This window comes from Streptomyces sp. NBC_01176, assembly GCF_045039825.1.
Classification (GTDB): domain Bacteria; phylum Actinomycetota; class Actinomycetes; order Streptomycetales; family Streptomycetaceae; genus Streptomyces.
Genome location: NZ_CP108600.1, coordinates 535,955 through 556,953 on the forward strand (window position 1 = coordinate 535,955; position 20,999 = coordinate 556,953).

Genomic DNA, 20,999 nt, shown 5'->3' on the forward strand with positions numbered 1-20,999 from the left:
TCATTCATCATCTGTCGCCACGATCATGCCCCGAGCCGCACGGGTCGGGAAGGAGCCGGGCCGGGAAGCGCACCACGCACCGGGTCCGTGCCTCCGGCCGACGCGTACGTGGTGGCCATGGTTCGGCTGGTCGTCCGAAGGTCTCCATGGTTTCGTCAAGGGAACTCTGCATCCGCCGGGCGGTGTGCCGGCCCGGATCGCTCGCGGGCCGGCACGTCATCCGTTGGTCCCACACCTTTGTCCTCGCCCCGCGCGATCGCCGTTCTCGCCGCGTGCCGGACATGGCCAGGGGCCGTGTCAGCGCGCGGGTGTCGCCTGCAGGCCCGGGTAGCAGTTCTGCACCGGGTCCGTCTCGCTGTAGATCGCGGTGTCCTTCATGAACCCCAGTTGCCCGTTGTCGGCGACGGTCATCAGCCAGCGGGTCGGGTGCGGCCCGCCGACCCATGCCTGGCCGTCCTCCTTGCAGTAGAACCAGCTCGGGTTCGAGTACATGTGGCCGACGATCTTGTCGGGGTCCGGGTAGGAGTGGTTGTTGCCGATGATTCCGTAGACGGCCGCGCCCGAGACGTTGTTGCAGTACCACCTGATGCCGTCATTGGTCCAGCAGCCCGCGGCGGCGTGCGCGGACGGGGCCGCCACCGCGCCGAATCCGACGGCCAGCGCCGCGGTCGCCAGCGCCGTACCGAGTTTCTTGTGAACACGCATATGTTCCCCCGGAGTTGTCGTCCACCGAGCGGTGAACGGTCACGTGCGCCGATGGACGACGCATGCGACCACTATGGCGAGCGCCGATGCCGGGGGGCGATCACTTCGATCCTGATGGAATCCTGGTTCGTGTCGCCGGGCGCCGCCACCGGAACTCCCCGAGCCGGTACTCACCCACACTTCGCCGGGGAAGGCGCGTCGCCGTCCCGCCGCGTCACTCGGCTCCGAGCCGGTTGATCTCCGAGCTGTGCAGCACCGACGGGCCACCTCCCTTGAGCGCGACGACGGCGATCATCGCGCGCCCCAGGTGCTCGGTCGTCGTCACGTACTTGGGGACCAGCCTGCGGAGAACGGGGTACAGCCACGACGTGAGCCCGTACATCAGGCGGTAGCCCGACGTCCTGGAGACGGCTCCGTTGCGCGGCTGGATGTAGCCGGGACGGAACAGGTAGGCGTGGAACGGCATGGCCAACAATGCGTTCTCCGTACGGCCCTTGACCCGCGCCCACATCGAACGGCCGGACTCCGTGCTGTCGGTCCCCTCCCCCGATACGTAAGTGAAGGTCAGCTCAGGATTGTTCACGCTCACTGCGCGGGCGGCGGCCAGCGTGAAGTCGTACGTGATCCGGGTGTACTCCTCCTCGTCCCGGCCTGCCGAGGAGACGCCCAGGCAGAAGAAGCAGGCGTCCAGCCCCTCCAACTCGCCCTGGACCGCGCCGAAGTCGGTGAAGTCCGTGTGCACGACCTCCCGTATCTTCGGGTGCTCCGTCTTCAGCGGCGTGCGCACGACGAGCACCACCTCCTCGATCCCCCCGTCCTGGAGGCAGGCGCGCAGCACGCCCTGCCCCACCATTCCGGACGCTCCGAACAGGGCCACGCGCATGATTGCTCCCGGGTGGGGTGAGACGGCGGTCAGGACGCCGTACGGGTGAGGGTGCCGGCGATGAGGGTGGCCACCATCTCCCGCAGGGTGGAGGCGAAGTCCATGCGCAGTGCCGCGAGCGACGGGTCCGCGTCGTAGGCGGCGAGCATGCCCGGGGACGGCCGGGCGTGGGTCCAGACGGCACCGACCATCATGAAGGCCTGTGCACTGAACAGCCTTGCGCCGTCGCCCAGTTCGGGCAGGTACTGGCGTGCGAGGCCGGCCAGTGCGTCGACGTTGCCGATGGCCGCCCTCTTGTACCGGGCGGCGACCGCCGCCGACACGTTGTGTTCCAGGACGCCGGCCTGCGCGCTGAGCAGATCGCACAGTACCCGGCGCTCCGCGAGCGAGCGGGTGAACACCGCCGCGAACTCGTCACCCCGCTGCCCTACCGCATGCTCGGGACCGACGCCGGCGGCGAGCAGGTCGGGCAGTTCGCCCATCAACCGCGTCCAGGCGGTGTCCAGCAGTTCGAGCAGGATCGCCTCGCGGGACTCGAAGTACCGCAGCACGTTCGACTTGGCCAGCCCGACACGTCGGCTCAGCTCATTGAGGCTGACCTCGCCGACCGGCATCTCGTCGAGCATCGCGGCCGCGGTGTCGAGGATCGCCTGTCGGCGGATCCCACGCTGCTCCTCGCTGCGCGCACGCTGGAAAGTCGTCATGCCGCCATGTTACAGACTGTCGGTCTTTTGACATCAGACCAGCGGTCCCTTACGGTGGGGCACAGAAGAGACCGCCGGTCTGCAATTACCCCGGCGCTCCCAGCGGACCCGGCGGACCAGCAGTCCGCAGGGCCGTTCACAGCGGAACAGTCCCGCGCTCCCCCTCCATCAGGAAGAAATGAGAACGTCCATGTCCAAGGTCTGGTTCGTCACCGGAAGCTCCCGCGGTCTGGGCCGCGCCCTCGTCGAAGCCGCTCTGGAGGCCGGCGACCGGGTGGTGGCCACCGCTCGCGACTCCGCCCAGCTCGACGACCTCGTGGCCCGTCACGGCGATCGGATCCTTCCCCTGACCCTCGACGTCACCGGCGACGACGACGTCCGGAGCGCCGTTCGGGAGGGCCTCGACGCCTTCGGCCGCTACGACGTCGTCGTCAACAACGCCGGCTACGGCGACATCGCCTCCGTCGAGGACGTCACTCTGGACGCCTTCCGCGCCCAGATCGACACGAACTTCTACGGCGTCGTACAGGTCACCAAGGCCGTGCTGCCCGTCCTTCGCGAGCAGGGCTTCGGGCACATCTTCCAGGTCTCCTCCGTCGGCGGCCGGGTCGGCTCGGCGGGGCTGAGCGCCTACCAGAGCGCGAAGTGGGCGGTCGGCGGCTTCTCCACCGTCCTCGCCCAGGAAGTAGCCCCGCTCGGCATCAAGGTGACCGTGCTGGAGCCGGGCGGCATGCGCACCGACTGGGCGGGATCGTCCATGACCATCCCGCCCGTCAGCGAGCCCTACCAGCAGACGGTGGGCACCTTCGCCGACATGATCCGGAGCAGCTCGACGTCCAACTCCGCGGAGTCCGACCCCGTCAAGGTCGCCCAGGTGGTACGCGACCTCGCCGGACGGCAGGACGCCCCCGTCCGGATCGTGCTCGGCGCCCAGGCCTACGAGATCGCCCAGGCCGCCTCCCGGGCGATCACCGAGTCCGACGAGAAGTGGCGCGAGGTGTCCGCGTCCGTCTCCGACTGACCGGCCTGACGGCCACCCGGGGTGGCGCCGTCGATTCAGCGTACGCGTCAGCGGAAGGAAGAAAGTCAAGGCGAAAGGCAACCGCGAAGTCGCGGTTCACGTCCGGGGAACCGCACGGATCGCCACGCAATTCCCCGGACGGCGGAACTGTCAGTCCTGATGGACGATATTCCTGCCCGGGCCGCCGGAAAGCGTGTCCGTGCCGGGACCGCCGTACAGTTCGTCGTCGCCGCTGTTCCCGTACAGTTTGTCGGCGCCGCTGTTTCCGTACAGGACGTCGTTGCCCTTTCCGCCGTACAGCGAGTCGTCGCCGGTACCGCCGTAGATCGTGTCGTTGCCGTCGTCACCGTTGAGGATCTGGTCGGCGGCGCCGCCCCGAAGCACGTCGTTGCCGTTGCCGCCGCTCACGATGTTGTCCCCGCCGTCGGCGTTGACCGTGTCGTTGCCGTCACCGGCGTTGACGGACGCGAGCTTGCCGACCGTGATGGTGTCGTCGCCGGTCCCCCCGACGACCTCGTTGCCGTCGAGTCCGGTGTTGTCGGTCAGCCTGTCGTTGCCGGAGCCGAGGTCGATCCGGTTGAGGTAGTAGACCTGGCCGGTGGCGTTGTGGGAGGTGACGGTGTCGTTGCCGTCGCCGAGGCTCATCTCCAGGGCGGCGTACGGGTCCTGGCTCTCCAATGCGGCGACCGTGCAGGAGACCTTGGTGCGGTCCGTAGCGACCGGGTGGGAGCAGCCGTGCCCCGCGTTGATCGGCACGATGTCGTCGATCACATAGGTGATGGCCTCGTGCCCGCTGGTGTACGACTCGGCGATGGTCACCTTGTTGGTCTGGCCGGCGGCCGCCTTGTAGGTGAGCTGCCAGTCGTAGTCGTTGACAGCGGCCATGGCCGACGAGGCCGCGGCTCCGGCCGTGGTGGCCAGGGCGACCGGACCGGTCAGTCCCGCGCCGATAACGAGCGCGAGGGCCGAGGCGCGTAAAGCCCGACGACTTATGGGGTAAGAGGGCATTGCATGGCCTCCAGGAGGCGGTTGTGGTTCCTGACAACACACGTTTGACCCTCGGGGTAGGCAATTGGTTGCCCTCCATTGCGCACGGAACAAATTCCGGTACGCCTCGCGCAACGGAAAGTCGGCAGGAAAAGGCGGGTGACGTCGGGGTGAGGATTTCCATAACGGAACATGAACAGCGGCGCCGCCGACGCGAGTTGGCCGACGAGGGCCGGCACGTGGGGTGGTACTGCTGTTCCCACCCTCGCGCCTGGCGGCCCCCGCGTTTCCCCGAGGATGATCGAACACGGGGCACGACGGGATCCGGCGACGACATCGACCACCGTCGTCGCACTCCGGTGCCCCAGGGCGGCGCCGGTGCCCCGCGACCGCGCTCATCCCCTCGGAGATCACCCCTCGAAGCACGCTCCCCGTCCGCCGACCGCGCAGAACGGACACCGTCGTGACCATGGCCTACCTCGCACAGCCCGATCAGCAGCAGAAGCTCGAATGGCTCGACGGCGGGGAGTTCGCCGTACTCCTGGACAGCGCGGCCACCGGCGGGCAGTTGACCGTCGGACGGTTCTCCGTGAGCAAGGGCGAAGCCCCTCCGTACCACATGCACACGCGCGAGGACGAGGTCTTCATGCTCCTCAAGGGCAGCGCGCTGCTGTGGTGCGACGACGAGGAGAGGGAACTGTCGGAGGGCGGCATCGTCTTCCTGCCCCGCAACGTCCCGCACGGGTACCGGATCACCTCGGACACCGCCGACCTGCTGATGATCTGCACTCCCGGCGGCATCGAGGGCATGTTCCGGTACGTGGGAAGGGACCTGACGACCCCTCGTCCCGAGGGCTTCGAGATCTCCAAGACCCGTATGGCGGAGGCCGCCGACACGTACGGTCAAGTCATCGTCGGTCCGCCGCGCTGATCCGCGCCCCCGCTCGACATCGGGGGGTGACGGCGCGGCTGCCACCGCGCCGCGTACGGCAGCGGTCTTCATCCGGGCACGCTGGGCGGACACCCCCGCACCTCTCGTCGGCACGGGCGACCAGGAGGAAACGGCACGCAAAGAACGTGTTTCGCCCCGACCGAACCAACCCCTCGTCCGCGCCGGGCGTTCGATGATGGTCCGTATGGCATCGACGCACCACTTCGGCACCGCTCTGCGGGGGTGGCGCGAACGCCTCTCGCCGCTGGACGGCGGCCTGGAGGCCGAGGCGCACCGGCGCATACCCGGACTGCGCCGTGAGGAACTCGCCCGGCTCGCGGGCCTGTCGGTGGACTACGTGATCCGGCTGGAGCAGGGCCGCGCCCGCCACCCCTCGGCCCAGGTCGTGACCGCCCTGGCGAGAGCCCTGCGTCTGGACCCGGCCGAGCGCGACCACCTGTTCCGCTGCGCCCGTCTCGCACCGCCCGCGGACGGGAACGTGTCCACGCACGTGCCGCCGCGGGTGCACCGACTCGTGCGTCAGCTGACGGACGTGCCCGTCGCGGTCTTCGCCGCCGACTGGACGATCATCGGCTGGAACGCCATGTGGTCCGTCACGGTCGGCGACCCCCGTACGTACGACTGGGACGAGGGCAGTCTCGTCGCCGGGATATTCCGTGCGCACGGCGGACGGAGGCCGCGCGCCGTCGCGGCGTGGCCGGTGCGGTCGTGGAGCGGCGACGCGGCCGAGGAGGAGGCCCTTGTCGCCGACCTGCGGGTGACGGTGGCCGCCCATCCCGCCGACGCGCGGCTGGCCTCGTTCGTCGAACGCATGCTGGGAAGCAGTCCGCGTTTCTCACGGCTGTGGTTCAACGGCACCGCCCGCGCCCTCGTCGGCGACCGCAAGACCATCGAGCATCCCGTGGTGGGTGACATCGCCCTCGACCTGGACGTCCTGATGGCCGCCGGTTCCGATCTCAGGATCGTCACGTACGCGGCCGCGGCCGCGACCGACGCACGGAAACTCGACACCCTGCGTACCTCCTACCGGGCGCGCCACGACGGTCCACGCCATCCCGGCTCGGAACTCTCCCACCCGGGTTAGCTCCGCGGCTCTCGGGCCGGTTCCTCGCTGCGCCGAGCCGCCGGTTCCGTGCGGAATCCCGTCAGTGCCGGGCGGGATGGCGAGGGCAGGCCACTTCGGGGAGCGGTGTCAGACGGATCGGTTCTCCGCGCTGACCATCCAGGCGTGCTTCTCCAGCGTGTCGATGATCCCGTGCAGCAGGTCGGCCGTGGCGGGATCCTCGCTGTCGACCTGGTCGTGGTGGGTGCGCAGCGTGTCGACGGTGGCGCGCAGGCGTGCGGTGACGAGGTCGACGACGGCGCTCACACTCTGCTCGCCCTCCGGGAACGCGGGCAGGGTCGTGGTCGCCGCCACGGTGTCGGTACGGCCGTCAGGGAACGCCGCCAGCGCCCGCATGCGTTCGGCGATGGTGTCGGCCCCTTCCCGCGCGTCGTCGACGACCTGGTCCAGCTGCAGGTGGAGGTCCCGGAAGTTGTGGCCGACCACGTTCCAGTGGGCCTGCTTCCCCTGCAGGTGCAGTTCGACCAGGTCCACCACGATCTGCTGCAAGGCCTGGGCAAGCTGCGGCGAGGCCGTGAATCCGGCGGTATCGGTCTGCGTACGCCGGGAGCCCCCGGGGGCAGAGGAAACGGTCATGGCATCTCTCCTTCGAGAGCACAAGGGAGTGGGCCCCTGGACGCTGGAGGCCCGTCGGCTGACGCCTCCCAACCTACGAACACATCTCTGCGCCGCAACCGGGGTTCGGCCGCCTGCCCGTCCGGTCGCGTCGGCGCTTTACAGCCGGGCACGCCCCGCTCAGTCGTGCCTTTCCTGCCCCGTCCGGCCGAGTGGCCGAGCACCACCCGCGCGATGACGACACCTCTGCGCTGTCGGTGTGGGTGCGAACCCGCTTGGCCTCTCTCGGCCGCGGCGCGGCATGGTCGCCGGATCGGACGCGCCCTTCCGGATCACGGCCGGTGCCGTCCGAAGACGTGGCGCGCGACGGCTGCCCGGCCGGCGGCCGGGGGAGGTCGGCCGCCCGGACGCCCGTGGCCAGGCACGCGGAGGCGGGCCGTCAGGAACGGCTGCGCGTCGCGGACGGGACGGGACCGGAGGACCGCCGGCAGCAGGCCCCGTACCGACCGTCGCACTGGCTGCCGCCCTGCTCCTGCTCGGCGGCCCCACCCAGGTGGCCGCGACCGGAACGACCGCCCGCATACGGACTACGACTGCGGACTACGACGGAGGTTTCCTCAAGTAGTCGACGGCGGCGAGGTCGTCCCTGTCGTGGCCTGCCGCGACGGTCGCCTCCAGGCGGTCCCGTACGGCCTCGAGCAGAGGGCTGGGGGTGGCGGCTGCCGCGGCCAGTTCGATGTCCTTCAGGGCGAGTTGCACCGCGAATCCGGGCGCGTACGAGGCGTCGTCCATGGCGCCTACCTTCTGCAACTCGTACGGCATGGCGAGCGGGCCGGCCTCGAGCACGCGGACGAACGTCGCGTGGTCGATGCCGAGTGCGTCGCACAGCGCGAGGACGTCGCTCATGGCGACCGTCGAGGCGGCCATCCAGGCGTTGACCACGAGCTTGACGGCGCTGCCCTCGACTCCCGTCCCGACGTGGAGCACGGACGAGCCGAGATCGTCGAGCAGGGGACGCGCCCGCGCGAGGACGTCTTCAGGGCCGGCGACCAGCCAGACGAGTTTGCCCTGCCGAGCGGGAGCGGTGCTTCCCGAGACCGGTGCGTCGAGGTACGCGACACCGTGATCACGGGCCAGGCCTGCCAGCACGCCGGCGTACCTCGGTCCCACCGTGCTCGCCTGCACCCAGACCGCGTCGTCGTCGAGGCGGCCGACGGCATCCGACATGACCTGCGTGACCGCGTCGCCGTCACGGAGCACAGTGATGACGACGGACGCGCCGGAGACCGCGTCTTCCACCGCCCCCACCGCCGTGACACCGGCCGCTTGCTCCGCAACCGCGCGGGCCCTGTCCTCCGTACGGTTCCACAGCCGTACCTCGTGGCCGGTATCCCCGAGACGCATCGCCATCGCGGCGCCGAGTGCGCCGGCGCCCAGAACAGCGACGGTGGAAGCCTGAGACATGGAAGACCCCTTTTCTGTGCCCCTGGTCGGTCCGGTGGTACGTCGCGGGTCCCGGTCACAGCGACGCCGTAAGGGCTGGTGCCGAGGGTGACCGTCGCGACGACTCCGCGGGAGGCCGGGGCGATGACCGTGAGGGCGCCCGCGCCCTGGTGCCACCGCGATCGGATTCAGCCCCGGCCCTGAAGGCGCGCGACCGCATGCGGCAGCCCAGCCGACGTCGGGAGTGACGTCAGAGACCTGCCACTTTCGCAAAACGCACTATATGGGACGTACGTACCTGCGGCACCGGAGATACGACCGACAGCTCCGCCACGGGCCGACCCCTGCGTGGCCCTTGAGAATCCGGCGTCCGGCCGGCCCTTCCTTCGAGTGGCGTCGGTGCCCGGGCCGGGGCGATTCTGTAAGGACGGTCCGGTGGCGAACGAGGAAACGCCCGCCGCGACGAGCACCGTCACGGCAGTCCCGGACCGCCTGTGCGTGGTGAAGCGGGTCGTCCGCCGCCCCGCATCCCGGCCCGGTACACCGTGTTGCCCGCATTCGGCGTGACCGCCGGATTCCCGTGGACGGGAGAAGTCCGATGAGCGGAAGACTGGCAGGCAGGAAGGCCCTGGTCACCGGTGGCGCACGAGGGATCGGCGCGGCTGTGGCCCGCAGACTCGCCGATGACGGGGCAGACGTGGCGATCAACTACCGGAGCAACGGCGACGCGGCGGAGGCGCTCGCCGCCGAGATCACCGCCGACGGACGCCGGACGGTCGCGATCAAGGCCGATGTCGGCGATCCGGACCAGATCCGGCGGCTGGCCGATGAGGCCGCCGAAGCTCTGGGTGGGCTGGACATTCTGGTCAGCAATGCCGGAGTCGAGCACTTCGGCAGCCTGGCCGACGTCACTCCCGCCGACTTCGACCGTGTCTTCGCCATCAACGCACGAGGCCAGTTCTTCGCCGTGCAGAACGCCGTACGGCACATGGGTGAGGGAGGAAGAATCGTCCTGACGTCATCGCGGAGTGCCCACAAGGCGGTCTTCCACCACGCCCTTTATGCGTCGAGCAAGGCCGCCGTCGAATGCATGGCGCTCAACCTCAGTCCCGAACTGGGCCGGCGCGGCATCACCATCAACGCCATCGCGCCCGGGGGAACCGTCACCGACATGTCCACCGACGCGGCTTCCCACTACGTCCACCCCGACGTCGACACTGATTTCAACACCCTTATCCGCACGGCCAGTTCGCTCGGCCGGATGGCGCAACCCGCCGAGATCGCCGCGGTCGTCGCGTTCCTGGTGTCGGACGACGCCTCGTTCATCACCGGCCGGACCATCCAGGCCGACGGCGGCTGGTTCTGACCGGAGAAGAGCAGGGTCGCGCGAAGGAGGGTCAGGTGGTCGTAGGGCACGGCCGACCGGGACGTCGTCCGCGTCATGGTCTCCGCGTCCGGCCTTCAGGCGGTTGCCACGGGCCCCGGCGGCGCTGATCCACAACTGATCCGCCCAGCGCGGGCGCCTCGACCTGGGAAGTCCCGCCCGGCAGCTACGGGGACCCGAGCCGCCGTCCCTTCAACCGCGTGCCGGCCTGCGGTTCACCACGGTCACGCCGTCACCTTGGCCATGAACGCGGCGATGTTGGACACCGTCCGCTGGACCTTCTCCTCCAGCGTGAGCGACTCGTGCAGGCGGCCGCCGACACCCGCGTCCTTCTTGCCGCGCATGTACAGCGAGCAGGCGAGGTCGCTGCATATGTAGGCGCCCACCGAGTTGCCCTGCTGCCCCGCCTTGCCCGCCTTCGGCGCGACCATCAGGGACACACCCCCGGTATGGGTGGTCAGACACATCGAGCACATGCTGCGACGCATCTGCTGGGCGCCGGGGCTGGGACAGCGCAGCGCGAGGGCCCTGAGCCCGCCGTCGAGCGGGCTGACCAGGTAGGCGCGGTCGGGGGCCTGGGGGTCCCGCCAGCCGAGATAGTCCAGATCCTCCCAGGGTCGGTCGGCCAGGTCGCGCGGGACGGACAGACGCCTGGCCTCGCCCTTGGTGCAGTTCACGAACGCGGCACGGATCTCTTGCTCAGTCAGCGGTTCCATGGGAGTAAAGTAAATTGCCTAAGAGGGTTAGGCAAATCATTTAGTGACTCTGACTGATGGGTGAATGGTCATGGCAAGAGCCGGGCTGACCGCGGAGCGGCTGACGCTGGCGGGTGCGGAGCTGGCCGACGAGGTCGGCTTCGACAAGGTGACCGTCGCGGCGCTCGCCCGGCGCTTCGGCGTCAAGGACGCGAGCCTGTACTCGCACCTGAGGAACTCGCACGACCTGAAGGTCAGGATCGCTCTGCTGGCCTTGGGGGAACTGGCCGACCGGGTCGCCGCCGCCCTGGCGGGGAGGGCCGGCAAGGACGCCCTCACGGCCTTCGCGAACGCCTACCGGGACTACGCGCGAGAACACCCCGGCCGCTACGCCGCGGCGCAGCTGAGGCTCGATCCGGAGACGGCTTCCGCCAGCGCCGGGGTCAGGCACGCGCGGATGACGCGGGCGATCCTGCGCGGCTACGACCTGACGGAACCGGACCAGACCCACGCGGTCCGGCTGCTGGGCAGCACGTTCCACGGCTACGTGACCCTGGAGATGAGCGGAGGTTTCAGTCACAGCGCCCCCGACTCCCAGGAATCCTGGGTGTGGGTCGTGAACGCCCTCGACACCCTGCTGCGCACCTGGTCCGCGCCCGCGCAGAGCCCCTCTCGCCCACCGGCCTGACGTCACGGGCAGAGCGCCACCGGTCGCCGCCGTCCAGAGCGGCACAAGGCCCTTCGTGACGCGCCACACACACCGGACGCGCCAGCCGCACAGCCACACCGACGCACCGACGCACCGACGCACCGACTCGAACAGGTACAGGCACCGGACCATGAGCAACGACAACGCCCTGATCACCACGCCCCTCACCGCGGATCTCCTGCGTGGCGCCCTCGAACTGGAACGGACGGAGCAGGGTGTACTGCCCCACCGGCTGCCGGCCCGCGCCCGCGCCCAGTGCGCCGACGGCCAGTTGGCCATGGCGGAGGCCCAGCCCGCCGGCGTACGGCTGGTTCTGCGCACCCGGGCCACTGTCGTCGAGCTGGACACGCTGCCCACCAAACGCGCCTACGTGGGCGCCCCGGCGCGTCCGGACGGGGTGTACGACCTGCTTGTCGACGGCCGCCTGGCCGGTCACGCGAGCGTGGCGGGCGGCAATGTCCTCACCATCGACATGACCACCGGATCCATGAGAACCGAACCGGGCCCGGTCGGCACCCTCCGCTTCGCCGATCTACCCGCCGGTGTGAAGGACGTCGAGATCTGGCTGCCGCACAACGAGACCACGGAGCTGGTCGCCCTGCGTTCCGACGCACCCGTCGAGCCGGTGCCGGACCGGGGCCGCGCGGTGTGGCTGCACCACGGCAGTTCGATCAGCCACGGCTCCGACGCGGCGAGCCCCACCACCACCTGGCCCGCGCTGGCCGCAGGCCTCGGCGGTGTGGAGCTGATCAACCTCGGGCTGAGCGGCAGCGCCCTGCTCGACCCGTTCACCGCACGCGCGCTGCGGGACACCCCCGCGGACCTGATCAGCGTCAAGATCGGCATCAACCTCGTCAACACCGACCTGATGCGGCTGCGCGCGTTCACTCCGGCCGTCCACGGCTTCCTCGACACCATCCGAGAGGGCCACCCGACCACGCCACTGCTGGTCGTGTCGCCCGTCCTGTGCCCCATCCACGAGGACACGCCCGGCCCGAGCGCCCCCGACCTCAGCGCACTGAGCGCCGGACAACTGCGTTTCCGCGCGACGGGCGATCCCGCGGAGACCGCCGCCGGAAAGCTCACCCTGCGCGTCATCAGGGCCGAACTCGACGGCATCGTCCGGCAGAGGGCGGCCGAGGACCCGAACCTGCACCACCTCGACGGCCGCGAGCTCTATGGCGAGGCGGACGCCGCGGAACTGCCGCTCCCCGACGAACTCCACCCGGACGCCGCCACCCACCGCCGCATGGGCGAACGCTTCGCCGCGCTGGCCTTCTCCCCCGGCGGGCCGCTCGCCACCACGGGTGACTGAACGGCACGGGGAACTGCGGTCCAGCATCGCCCGCAAGGCGGCCTGGGCCCACGTCAGTTGGGGAAGGGCCGGCGACATCACAGAAGTCGTCGCCCGGGGTGGCGCACACAACTAGGGCGTGTTGCGAGGGTTTTCGCGCGGTGCGACGAGGGGGCGTGCCAGGCGTCGCGAGGCAGGCGGGACTCTCGCGACACGCCCTCGCCCTGACGGAACCGCGCGGGCTCCGCCAGGGCGAGCTGCATCACTGCGGGTTCCCGCCCGGCCACCGCATCGACGTCGTCACCGGACGACCGTCAACTCGTTCGTCCCGACGGCCGGGCCGCGGGTGACGGCGGCACGCGTGACGTGGTGGGGGCGGGAAGAGCGGGTCAACGGGTCGTGGTGACCCGGTGCTCCTTCAGGGCAGCGCAGTTGGAGCCGGTGACCTGCACGTACACGTTGCCGATGTTGCCGCCCCAGTCGACGCAGTAGGCCTTGCCGTAGACGGAGGCCGGGCCGGCGTACGACGTGTACCGGCCGTAGTCCTGGGCTCCCTCGTCGGTGGCGCCCACGTAGATCCACGCCGACATGTCCTTGAGGGCACCCGGGGTGCTGCGGATGGTCGCGACGCAGTTCCTGCCGTTCGAGGAGTTGTACGTCAGGTAGACCGTCCCCAGCGACCCGACGGGCGCCGAGTTCACCGTCCGGTAGCTGCTTCCGCAGACCTTCTGCGGAGTGGTGTTGGCCGCGGCGGAGGCGGGTGCCGCCATCGCGGTCGCGGTCCCGACCGACAGCGCCGCCAACGCGGATGCGGTCAGGACAGCCCGGTTGAATCGCATATTTCCCCCTTGTTGTTGTTGGAGTCGGTTGCTCCTGTCTGGTGTGACCCGCGACGCGTTCGGATGGTTGTACCCGTTCGCGAGAGACGTCAGATCCGGGTGGGGCGGACCGGCGTTCCAGGGGGCCCGTTGCCGGTTCGGACGGCCGCCCGGCAGTGGTTCGGGGCGAACAGCGCTTCGGACGAACCACGTGGGAAAAGCCGTGCGGGGAAGGAGTCGACTCCTTCCCCGCACTCATGTCCGCGGGCCGCGCGGGCGATGCCCGGCACCCCGTGGTGGATCAGATCACCGGATGACGACCTGGGCGCTGCCCGTGATGCCGCCGGAGGTCACCGAGACGGTGACGGTGCCGTGGCGGTGGGCGGTCAGGGCTCCGGTCGAGGGATCCACCGACGCCACCTTCGGGTCGCTGGAGCTCCAGAGGTGGGACGCCGGGTCCGCGATCGGAATGGTGAGCGGTGCGATGTTGTCGCCGGCGATCTGGTCCCCGGTCGCGGTCAGGGTGACATGGTCGCCCTCGACTATGGGGTCCTTGGGGCCCTTGACGGTGATCGACGCGAGAGCGGGTTCGACCGTGTACTGCAGGTCTCCGTCGTCACCGATCCGGATCAGGCCGAAGTGGTAGATGCCGCCCTGGTCGGCCGGGGCGTAGGCGGGCATGCCGAGGTCCGCGAAGGCGAACTGCGGAATGCCGCCCTCGGCCGTCGTCACGCTCCGCCCCTCGGGGTCGAGGATCTGCTCGGAGAAGCCGCGCGCGTGACCGTACATCATGATCACGTGCTGCTTCGGGTGCGTCTCCTGGTAGCGCTGCACCAGCCGCAGGTACATGCGCGCCTCCCACCGGTCCGTGAACTGGCTGTTCGCGGCGGGGTGCGGGTCGTACGCCGGCATGTGCGTGATGACCAGCACGTCCTTGGCGGTGGTGTCCGTCAACTGCTGCACCAGCCACGGGTACTGTTCGCCCTCCGGGTCCTGGAACGGGTCCGAGGACTGCAGGCTGCCGTGCGAGTTGTCGGTGACGATCATCCGCGCCGCACCCTGGGAGTAGCCGTAGTGGGTGTCGCCGAAGGTGTCGCTGTAGTTGCCGTTCTCGGCGTCGGCGCCCTGGGTGATCTCGTGGTTGCCGACGATGTCGCGCTCGGGGACACCGAGGGCGTCCATCTTGGACTTGGCGAACTGCAGGTCCGCCGGCTTGCCGTCGTCGGACATGTCTCCGAGGAACTGGGCGGCGTCCGGCCGGGCCTGCGGGGTGAGGGTGGGCAGCCTCTTCGCGACGGAGTCCATCACGTTGCTGCTCACGGAACCCGGGTCGTTCGCGAGCAGGTGCGCGTCGTCACCGGTGAGGAGCGTCGCGCCGTGCTTGGCGAACCGGGCGGAGTCCTCTTCGAACGTCAGCCACGACGGGTTCTTCGGGATCGCCTTGTACTCGGGCTCGACGACCGGCCGCGGCGAGTACAGCGCCTGCAGTCCGGCGACGTTCAGCGAACCCGTGTAGGTGGTGCTGGGACTGATGGCCAGGAAGTCGAGGTAGCTGACGGTCAGCGGGAACTTCATGCCCGCCGGGAGCTGGGCAACCGCCAGTCGCCAGCCGTCGGACGTGACACCGGTGAGGTACAGGGGGGTGTTGGCGGTGCCGTCGACGTTGATGTACTTCTCGGCGAGCTGGATGCCGTCGGGGCCGCCGCCCTTGATCCACACACCGATGCCGGTGGGGACCTGACCGTCGTGGGTGTCGGTCTTCAGCGTGACCTTCGGTGCCAGCACGAGCTGCTTGACGCCGGCTCCGGCGGGCATCGTGTAGTCGAGGCGCAGGGAACCGGACTCGGTGGACTCCGGCGGGACGACGCCCGGGTCCGCGCTCAGCGTGGCCGGCTTGCCGGTGGTGTTGTTGCTGAGCCGCCAGACGTCCGTGCTGGTCATCGGGTCGACGACCTTGGTGACCCGGCCGACCGCGATCGACGTGGTCGTGGTGGTGCCGGCCACCGTGGCGCTGACCTCGGCGAGACCGCCGTGCTCGGTGTCCGAGGTGAACAGGCCGTGCGCGTCGACGGTTCCCAGGTCGTCCGGGGTGACCTTCCAGGTGGCGGCCTCGGCGGGGATCCGCACCGCGCCCCCGCCCTTGACGGTGCCGGACAGGGAGAGCTGCTGGGTGGCGCCGTTGTCGAGGTCGGCCTTGTCGGGGGAGACCGTCAGGGACTGCAGCTTGCTGACGACCTCGAGCTTCTCGGAGGTCGTGACCCGGCCGTCGGAGGCGACGATCCGGCCGGTGCCGGTGTGGCGCGGAGTCAGTTCGCCGTCCTCGTAGGTGGCGAGGGACGAGGGCTCGATCCGGACCTTGATCCGGCCGGCCGCCGGGTTGGAGAACCGGTCCAGCGCGTGCACGGGAACCGGGATGGCGCCGCCGGCGACGGTGGTGACCGTCTCGCCGCCGTTCACCACGACCTTGACGGCGTCTCCGGCTTCCTTGGCGGTGGTGTAGAAGAAGATGCCGTTCGCGACCGGGCGCTCGGTGTTGCCGGGCTGGTCGGAGGGCGTGTTGACGACCTCGGCCTGATCGGCGCCGGGGGCGCGGCTGACCATGCCGGTGGAACCGCCGCCGTCGAAGAGCATCGCGGTCCAGGCGCCGTGGGCGACCATGTAGCCCGCTGCCTGCTCGGGCGTCACGCCGAACGCCGATTCGGCGCCACCGTGTCCGTCGATGGCGACGACGACGGCGTGCTTGCCGTCCTTGGTGATGCCGACCGCGGTCTCCGGGTTGGCGCCGCTGGGCGGGGTGCCGGTCGGGTCCTTGTAGACCTTGCCGTCCTTCACCAGCGTGTCGACGCCGCTGACCAGCTGTGTGACATCGTTGTCGGGAGACAGTCGCGCGGTGATGCCCACCGCGTCACCCGTGTGCAGGCTGTCGCCCAGCCACTGCCCGCCGGTCCCGGCGCCGAGCAGACCGAGCTGATCGGAGGTCAGCCGCGGCACGGTGGTGACACCGGTCCGTACGCTGTCGACGACGAAGCCGCCGCTGGTGGTGTGACCGAGGACCAGGGTGGAGGGCTGGGTCAGGCCCGGGGTCTCGCCGAGGTCGGGGGTGACTTCGGTGACGCCGCCGGACGCCGCGTCGTTCACGGTGTTCACCGACGTGAGCGGGCGGGTCGCGGAGCCTGCGGTGATCGTCCCGGAGAAGGTTTCCGGCCCCATCACCATGGTGCCGTCGGGCTTGACCCCCAGCTGGGAGGCGAAGCCCGGCTTGGGGCTCTTGAGCATGTGCCCGTTGGAGACGACGCCGCCGAGCGGGCGTCCACTGGCGTGGATCTCGAAGTAGTCGCCGTTGACGCCGGCCACCGCGTGGGTGCGGCGGGCCATCGACGACGGGGTCTCGTCCTCCGGGTCGGTGATGGTGTCGCCGGCCTCCACCACGCCGACCCGGAGGTTCGGGTCGGCGAGGTCGGCCTTGAGCACCTGGATGTGCTGGCGGCCGCCGACGGTGTCGTAGGTCTCGCCGTAGTGCTGCAGACCGCGGGTGACGGTCTCGGCCGGTGTGCGCGTGTAGTCCACCACCAGCGGCCAGTTCTCCGGCGTGTCCGGGAGCCAGTTCCGGTCCACCGCGTGGCCGTGCGAGGCCACGTCGTCGGTGGAACCGAAAGCGGTTCCCACACCGGTCGCGGCACCGGCGAACGCCAGCGCCACCGCGGTTGCGACCGCGGTACGGCGTATGCCGGGTCCCGCAGGTCTCTTTGCGCGAAGTGTCATTGAGTGATTCCTTACGAACGTGCGTACCGGTGGACACCGGTGCGCACAGCCACCGCACACCGTCTCGGGAGATCGCAGGTTTCCCCACCGGATGAAGCAGATGACCATCTGGAGCGTTTCGCTCCGGCCCAGGTCAGGTTGCGTTAACCTTCATCTCCGCTCGCCGGAGCACGGTTCGCCGACCGACGGGAGCTCCGTCGGGCGCCCCCGGCGACGGCCCCCTGACGGTGTGTATTCCCGCAGCACCCGTCGAGGCCCCGGTGGTGCGTCTGGGCAGCGTCGTTCGTCCGGGGAACCCGGATGCGGGGGTGGGCCGCCCATGGCAACGCGGGGCGGATTCGCGGCTCTTGGGGATCAGGGTCGCCGTGGCCGACGACATGCGAGGCGCCGAAACGGGCCTACGCCGTCGAGCGCCTCCCGTCGTCACCGTGCTGCGCGTGCGTCCGTCAACGCCCGTGCGGCTGTGGGCTGGACGGAGCCCCGGAACGCGGCTCGACGGGGTTCGGTTCCGCGGGCGCAGGCGGTCCCCGCCGGCCCGCGTGATCGCGATCAGACTGGCGCCGAGGGGGCAGGAAGACGCGGATCGTCACGGCCGCGCGCCGAGCGAGGGGCGCGGCTCGGGCGGCGATCAGGAGGGGCAGCGCGACGACGGGCGCGCTGAGGTGCCGTGCGCGGTCGAGATGCATGGCCGTCGAGTTGCAGGGGGGCGCCATCCCCAGGTGGTCGGTGTCCGCGCGCCTCGTGAGGGCGGACATCGGGAGAGAACGGTCTCAGTGAACGAGCGCCTCACGCAGCCCCGGCTTCGACGCGTCGGCCCACACGGTCGGCAGTTCCCGTTCGCACCGTTCGGCCATGGCGTTCTCCTGGCCGTACAACAGGCCCCAGGTGAAGCCGGACTCCCCCGCCGCGTGCGCCGCCAGGGCCAGGTTCCTCAGGACGTCCCGCGCGACGACGCTGTCCTGGTGCTCCCCGAGCACCTTCTGCACGGCCTTGACGCGCTTGCCGAGCCGCTTGGCGGGTTTGCCGAGCGAGGCGCGCGCCGCTTCGGTGGCGTACCGCGTCTTCTTGGCCGCCTTGCGGGCCTGGTGGAGGGCCTTGTCCCGTTCCGTCCCCGGGGAGAGCTCGAGCGCGTGCGCTACCCGGCCGGCCAGTTGGTCGAACTCCTTGAGGATCGCCTTGACCAGCACCTGTTCCGGCTCGCCGGCGGCCTTACGACGCAGCGGCGGCTGCTTCGTGAGCGTGGTCAAGGAATTCAGCAGGGCCAGGTAGCGGGGTGAGAGCAGGGCGTCGAGGGTGCGCTGCCGCGCCTCGGAGGAGCGGGAGACGTTCCACACCCGCAGCCGGGCACCGACGGGCCCGAGGACCAGTTCGCTCGGCAGGGCCCCGAGGCGCGCGTCGAGCCGTTCCATGAGGACCTCCTGGTCGCGTTCGGCACCCAGCTCGCCGCCCAGCCACTTGAGCTCCTCGCGGATCGGATCGGTGACCTCGCGCGCCAGCACCGCCCGGTGGGTACGCAGGGTGCTGCGCAGTCGACGGCAGGTGACGCGCATCCGGTGCACCGAGTCGGGCAGACCGCGGCGTACCGCGGGATCGAGGTCCACCAGGCTGTGCACCTGCGCGTCCACGTACCCGAGGACGTCTTCGGCGGCCGAGCCGGGTACGACGTTCTCGGCACGCTCCTGCGAGAGGCGCGGCGCTCCCGTTCCCGCTCCCGTTTCCTCCAGGGCCCGGGCCAGCTTGGACGGATTGTGCGCACGGTCGATGCCGTTCTTGCGCAGCGTCCTGTCCACGACGTCGAGCAGCGCGGGATCGGTGTCCTCGGCGAGCTCGACCTCCATCTCGGTCCACGAGGTGTGTGCGGCACGTGTGCTCTTGGCGAGCAGCGACTCGGCGCGAACCCTGTCGAGGCTCAGCTCCGCGAGGACCGTACCTTCGGGACCGAGGAGGTGCTGCGTGCTACGGGTGGACCGGATGCGGACGACCGGCCTCAGTTCGCCCCCTCGGGTACGGGACAGCGCCAGGTCACGCAGGGTGACCGGAATCGTGTCGGACAGCGGGGCCTGCACCTCCTCCCGGCTGTCTCCGGACAGGGGCAGTTTGAGGTGCCAGCCCGCGTCGGCCCCGCCGGTCCTTCGCCGGAGTGTCGCCGACGCGCCGACCAGACGCAGGTCGTCGGTGTCGTAGTACACGGCGTCCAGTTCGTCGGGGCCCTCACCGACGACCGATGCGATGCCGTCCACGCTGGTGAGGTCCGGCAGCCACGCGGTGTCATCGGCCGACGGGGCTTCGTACTTTCGCTCTGTCTCTCGCTTCGAATAGGTCATATGGGGCGCGTGCACGTCTCAGCGCCGCTCAAACATTCGTGGGGCGAACAGACGGTTCCAGGGGCCGGGGTACCTCGCCGTCGTCGCCCGGACGCCACTGATCCCGGCAGTCCGAAGGGGAGACGGACTGCCGGGACCGGACAGGTCGGTGTCACAGGCGCCTGCTGTGGAGCTACTTGGGCTTGACGGCGTCCTTGGCCTTCTCCTTGGCCGCGCGCAGGTCGCCCTTGGACTCCTCGGCCCGTCCCTTGGCCCGCAGGGACTCGTTGCCGACCGCACCACCGACGACCTTCTTGACCTTGCCCTCGGCCTGCTCGCCCTTGGCCTGAGCCTTCTCGTCCGCAGCCACAACCACTCACATCCTGTCGTATCGGGAAAAGGATTCACCCCCCGTCTCACCCCGTTCACGGCCCCCAAACCTGGAAAGTTTCCACAGGGAAAACATCGGTCCCCACATCCCGACGTCCTGAGACATTCGATGTGTAGCACCCGGGACGCAGGGCACCCGGCGTTCCGGGAAAACGTCACCGAATTCGATGGCGCCTGTACAACCCCGCATTTTCTGACAGCGGGGAAGCGAAAAATATCGAAGAAGGAGCCGTTTTTATGAGCGACAACATCTGGGGCTACCAGCCGACCACCGGCCACACCGCGGGCGCCGACCTGATCGGCTACAAGGTCGAGGCCACCGACGGCAGCATCGGCAAGGTCGACAAGCACTCGGACGACGTCCACTCCTCCTACCTCGTGGTCGACACCGGCGTATGGATCTTCGGCAAGCACGTCCTGCTGCCCGCCGGCACCGTGACGACGATCGACCAGGCCGAACAGAAGATCTACGTCGCTCTCACCAAGGACCAGATCAAGGACTCCCCCGAGTTCGACAAGGACAAGCACGTCGGCGACCCCGGCTACCACGAGCAGGTCGGCACCTACTACCAGGGCCAACGACGCGCCTGACCCCACCGCACCACCCCACGAGTGGGGGCCCGCCGCATCCTTTCCGGCCGGCCCCCACTTCACGTTCCGCCCACCGGCTTCCCGTCCCACCCACGGCGGCAGGACGGCCGAGCCAGGAGGGGTGGGTGGGCTTCGTTGGTCAGAAGGCCGCTTGACGTTCCGTCACGGCAGACGGAGCGCGGTGACCCCGCTCCGGGGTGTGTCGGCCAGAGGCAGCCGGGCGGTGATGCGCTTGCCGACCGCTTCCCGTTCGACGTCGAGGTGCCAGGCCACGGCCTTGACGATTTCCAGACCGTGCTGGCCGATCCTGCCTGGGTCGGCTGCCCGGGCGGTGGGGACGGTGGGGTCGCTGTCCCAGACGGCGACGTCCACGATGCCGTCGGCGATCCGAAGGTGCATCAGCGTCGGCCCCGGGGCGTACTTGCGGGCGTTGGTGACCAGCTCGCTCACGACCAGTTGCGTCAGATCCATGACACGGGCGGACACGGCCAGTCCGTGCGCGGTACGCGCCTGTTCAAGAAAGGCCACAGCGAGATGGCGGGCGTCGGCGATACAGCCGTCGTCATCACCCAGGGCGTAGCTCGCCTGTACCGTGGTGACATGCCCCACACCGCGCTCATCGCCGGTCTGGGCTCCCATCCCGACTCCCTCGTTCCCCGTCTGTTACAGCCCTCGTGTAC

General features: G+C 69.9%; 19 protein-coding genes. 7 read left to right on the top strand and 12 right to left on the bottom strand.

All coding sequences use genetic code 11. The features are described 5' to 3' along the window. Positions 1-297: 297 nt before the first annotated feature. The 3 genes from OG199_RS01970 to OG199_RS01980 all read right to left on the bottom strand — a co-directional run bounded on the left by OG199_RS01970 (position 298) and on the right by OG199_RS01980 (position 2,292). A complete protein-coding gene (locus OG199_RS01970) occupies positions 298-705 on the bottom strand; it encodes a hypothetical protein (protein ID WP_356803181.1) in 408 nt (135 codons plus the stop codon). A 214-nt stretch (positions 706-919) separates the two neighbouring features. Next, the gene (locus OG199_RS01975; protein ID WP_405827525.1) at positions 920-1,588 is read right to left on the bottom strand and encodes an NAD(P)H-binding protein; all 669 of its coding nucleotides are present in this window, start codon (positions 1,586-1,588) and stop codon (positions 920-922) included. Positions 1,589-1,617: 29 nt separating this feature from the next. Continuing rightward, a complete protein-coding gene (locus tag OG199_RS01980) occupies positions 1,618-2,292 on the bottom strand; it encodes a TetR family transcriptional regulator (RefSeq protein WP_401804745.1) in 675 nt (224 codons plus the stop codon). Between the two features lie 190 nt (positions 2,293-2,482). On the opposite strand from OG199_RS01980, the gene OG199_RS01985 reads away from it, so the two are divergent. Further along, positions 2,483-3,313 carry an SDR family NAD(P)-dependent oxidoreductase gene (locus tag OG199_RS01985; RefSeq protein ID WP_356803176.1) on the top strand — a complete coding sequence of 277 codons (831 nt, stop codon included), beginning with the start codon at positions 2,483-2,485 and terminating at the stop codon, positions 3,311-3,313. 150 nt (positions 3,314-3,463) lie between these two features. On the opposite strand, the gene OG199_RS01990 is transcribed toward OG199_RS01985, so the two are convergent. Further along, positions 3,464-4,198, bottom strand: coding sequence for a calcium-binding protein (locus OG199_RS01990; RefSeq protein WP_405827528.1), 735 nt, complete (start codon positions 4,196-4,198; stop codon positions 3,464-3,466). 571 nt (positions 4,199-4,769) lie between these two features. Between OG199_RS01990 and OG199_RS01995 the strand changes: the two genes are divergently transcribed. Both OG199_RS01995 and OG199_RS02000 read left to right on the top strand, forming a co-directional pair. Beyond that, positions 4,770-5,231 carry a cupin domain-containing protein gene (locus tag OG199_RS01995; protein ID WP_356803173.1) on the top strand — a complete coding sequence of 154 codons (462 nt, stop codon included), beginning with the start codon at positions 4,770-4,772 and terminating at the stop codon, positions 5,229-5,231. Between the two features lie 205 nt (positions 5,232-5,436). Then, on the top strand, positions 5,437-6,336 hold the full coding sequence (locus OG199_RS02000) for a helix-turn-helix transcriptional regulator (protein WP_405827530.1): 900 nt from the start codon (positions 5,437-5,439) through the stop codon (positions 6,334-6,336). A 108-nt stretch (positions 6,337-6,444) separates the two neighbouring features. Here the strand turns inward: OG199_RS02000 and OG199_RS02005 are convergent, their stop codons facing one another. Both OG199_RS02005 and OG199_RS02010 read right to left on the bottom strand, forming a co-directional pair. Beyond that, positions 6,445-6,951: a Dps family protein gene (locus tag OG199_RS02005; RefSeq protein WP_405827532.1), complete on the bottom strand. Its 507-nt coding sequence runs from the start codon at positions 6,949-6,951 to the stop codon at positions 6,445-6,447. 579 nt (positions 6,952-7,530) lie between these two features. Further along, complete coding sequence (locus OG199_RS02010) at positions 7,531-8,394, bottom strand: NAD(P)-dependent oxidoreductase (RefSeq protein ID WP_405827534.1); 864 nt, start codon at positions 8,392-8,394, stop codon at positions 7,531-7,533. 577 nt (positions 8,395-8,971) lie between these two features. Between OG199_RS02010 and OG199_RS02015 the strand changes: the two genes are divergently transcribed. Beyond that, complete coding sequence (locus OG199_RS02015; protein WP_356803166.1) at positions 8,972-9,739, top strand: SDR family oxidoreductase; 768 nt, start codon at positions 8,972-8,974, stop codon at positions 9,737-9,739. Between the two features lie 242 nt (positions 9,740-9,981). Here OG199_RS02015 and OG199_RS02020 read toward each other — a convergent pair whose 3' ends face one another. Then, on the bottom strand, positions 9,982-10,473 hold the full coding sequence (locus tag OG199_RS02020) for an FBP domain-containing protein (protein ID WP_356803164.1): 492 nt from the start codon (positions 10,471-10,473) through the stop codon (positions 9,982-9,984). A gap of 70 nt (positions 10,474-10,543) precedes the next feature. Between OG199_RS02020 and OG199_RS02025 the strand changes: the two genes are divergently transcribed. Together OG199_RS02025 and OG199_RS02030 are read left to right on the top strand one after the other, a co-directional pair. Then, positions 10,544-11,140 carry a TetR/AcrR family transcriptional regulator gene (locus OG199_RS02025; RefSeq protein ID WP_401804729.1) on the top strand — a complete coding sequence of 199 codons (597 nt, stop codon included), beginning with the start codon at positions 10,544-10,546 and terminating at the stop codon, positions 11,138-11,140. 151 nt (positions 11,141-11,291) lie between these two features. Beyond that, complete coding sequence (locus OG199_RS02030; protein WP_405827537.1) at positions 11,292-12,476, top strand: GDSL-type esterase/lipase family protein; 1,185 nt, start codon at positions 11,292-11,294, stop codon at positions 12,474-12,476. A 368-nt stretch (positions 12,477-12,844) separates the two neighbouring features. Here the strand turns inward: OG199_RS02030 and OG199_RS02035 are convergent, their stop codons facing one another. The 4 genes from OG199_RS02035 to OG199_RS02050 all read right to left on the bottom strand — a co-directional run bounded on the left by OG199_RS02035 (position 12,845) and on the right by OG199_RS02050 (position 19,708). Further along, a complete protein-coding gene (locus OG199_RS02035) occupies positions 12,845-13,294 on the bottom strand; it encodes a spore-associated protein (RefSeq protein ID WP_356803159.1) in 450 nt (149 codons plus the stop codon). A gap of 285 nt (positions 13,295-13,579) precedes the next feature. Next, entirely contained in the window at positions 13,580-17,035 is a 3,456-nt protein-coding gene (locus OG199_RS02040) for a phosphodiester glycosidase family protein (RefSeq protein WP_405827540.1), read from the bottom strand. Positions 17,036-17,805: 770 nt separating this feature from the next. Then, on the bottom strand, positions 17,806-19,359 hold the full coding sequence (locus tag OG199_RS02045; RefSeq protein ID WP_405827542.1) for a CHAD domain-containing protein: 1,554 nt from the start codon (positions 19,357-19,359) through the stop codon (positions 17,806-17,808). A gap of 172 nt (positions 19,360-19,531) precedes the next feature. Continuing rightward, positions 19,532-19,708: a CsbD family protein gene (locus OG199_RS02050; RefSeq protein WP_401804717.1), complete on the bottom strand. Its 177-nt coding sequence runs from the start codon at positions 19,706-19,708 to the stop codon at positions 19,532-19,534. 257 nt (positions 19,709-19,965) lie between these two features. On the opposite strand from OG199_RS02050, the gene OG199_RS02055 reads away from it, so the two are divergent. Next, positions 19,966-20,319 carry a PRC-barrel domain-containing protein gene (locus OG199_RS02055; protein ID WP_405827544.1) on the top strand — a complete coding sequence of 118 codons (354 nt, stop codon included), beginning with the start codon at positions 19,966-19,968 and terminating at the stop codon, positions 20,317-20,319. Positions 20,320-20,481: 162 nt separating this feature from the next. On the opposite strand, the gene OG199_RS02060 is transcribed toward OG199_RS02055, so the two are convergent. Further along, the gene (locus tag OG199_RS02060) at positions 20,482-20,958 is read right to left on the bottom strand and encodes an ATP-binding protein (protein ID WP_401804714.1); all 477 of its coding nucleotides are present in this window, start codon (positions 20,956-20,958) and stop codon (positions 20,482-20,484) included. Between the last annotated feature and the right edge of the window lie 41 nt (positions 20,959-20,999).

Excerpts from the sequence above, each read along its gene's own strand:
- OG199_RS01970 (WP_356803181.1), bottom strand. The coding sequence starts at position 705 with ATGCGTGTTCACAAGAAACTCGGTACGGCGCTGGCGACCGCGGCGCTG.
- OG199_RS01975 (WP_405827525.1), bottom strand. The coding sequence starts at position 1,588 with ATGCGCGTGGCCCTGTTCGGAGCGTCCGGAATGGTGGGGCAGGGCGTG.
- OG199_RS01980 (WP_401804745.1), bottom strand. The coding sequence starts at position 2,292 with ATGACGACTTTCCAGCGTGCGCGCAGCGAGGAGCAGCGTGGGATCCGC.
- OG199_RS01985 (WP_356803176.1), top strand. The coding sequence starts at position 2,483 with ATGTCCAAGGTCTGGTTCGTCACCGGAAGCTCCCGCGGTCTGGGCCGC.
- OG199_RS01990 (WP_405827528.1), bottom strand. The coding sequence starts at position 4,198 with ATGGCCGCTGTCAACGACTACGACTGGCAGCTCACCTACAAGGCGGCC.
- OG199_RS01995 (WP_356803173.1), top strand. The coding sequence starts at position 4,770 with ATGGCCTACCTCGCACAGCCCGATCAGCAGCAGAAGCTCGAATGGCTC.
- OG199_RS02000 (WP_405827530.1), top strand. The coding sequence starts at position 5,437 with ATGGCATCGACGCACCACTTCGGCACCGCTCTGCGGGGGTGGCGCGAA.
- OG199_RS02005 (WP_405827532.1), bottom strand. The coding sequence starts at position 6,951 with ATGACCGTTTCCTCTGCCCCCGGGGGCTCCCGGCGTACGCAGACCGAT.
- OG199_RS02010 (WP_405827534.1), bottom strand. The coding sequence starts at position 8,394 with ATGTCTCAGGCTTCCACCGTCGCTGTTCTGGGCGCCGGCGCACTCGGC.
- OG199_RS02015 (WP_356803166.1), top strand. The coding sequence starts at position 8,972 with ATGAGCGGAAGACTGGCAGGCAGGAAGGCCCTGGTCACCGGTGGCGCA.
- OG199_RS02020 (WP_356803164.1), bottom strand. The coding sequence starts at position 10,473 with ATGGAACCGCTGACTGAGCAAGAGATCCGTGCCGCGTTCGTGAACTGC.
- OG199_RS02025 (WP_401804729.1), top strand. The coding sequence starts at position 10,544 with ATGGCAAGAGCCGGGCTGACCGCGGAGCGGCTGACGCTGGCGGGTGCG.
- OG199_RS02030 (WP_405827537.1), top strand. The coding sequence starts at position 11,292 with ATGAGCAACGACAACGCCCTGATCACCACGCCCCTCACCGCGGATCTC.
- OG199_RS02035 (WP_356803159.1), bottom strand. The coding sequence starts at position 13,294 with ATGCGATTCAACCGGGCTGTCCTGACCGCATCCGCGTTGGCGGCGCTG.
- OG199_RS02040 (WP_405827540.1), bottom strand. The coding sequence starts at position 17,035 with ATGACACTTCGCGCAAAGAGACCTGCGGGACCCGGCATACGCCGTACC.
- OG199_RS02045 (WP_405827542.1), bottom strand. The coding sequence starts at position 19,359 with ATGACCTATTCGAAGCGAGAGACAGAGCGAAAGTACGAAGCCCCGTCG.
- OG199_RS02055 (WP_405827544.1), top strand. The coding sequence starts at position 19,966 with ATGAGCGACAACATCTGGGGCTACCAGCCGACCACCGGCCACACCGCG.
- OG199_RS02060 (WP_401804714.1), bottom strand. The coding sequence starts at position 20,958 with ATGGGAGCCCAGACCGGCGATGAGCGCGGTGTGGGGCATGTCACCACG.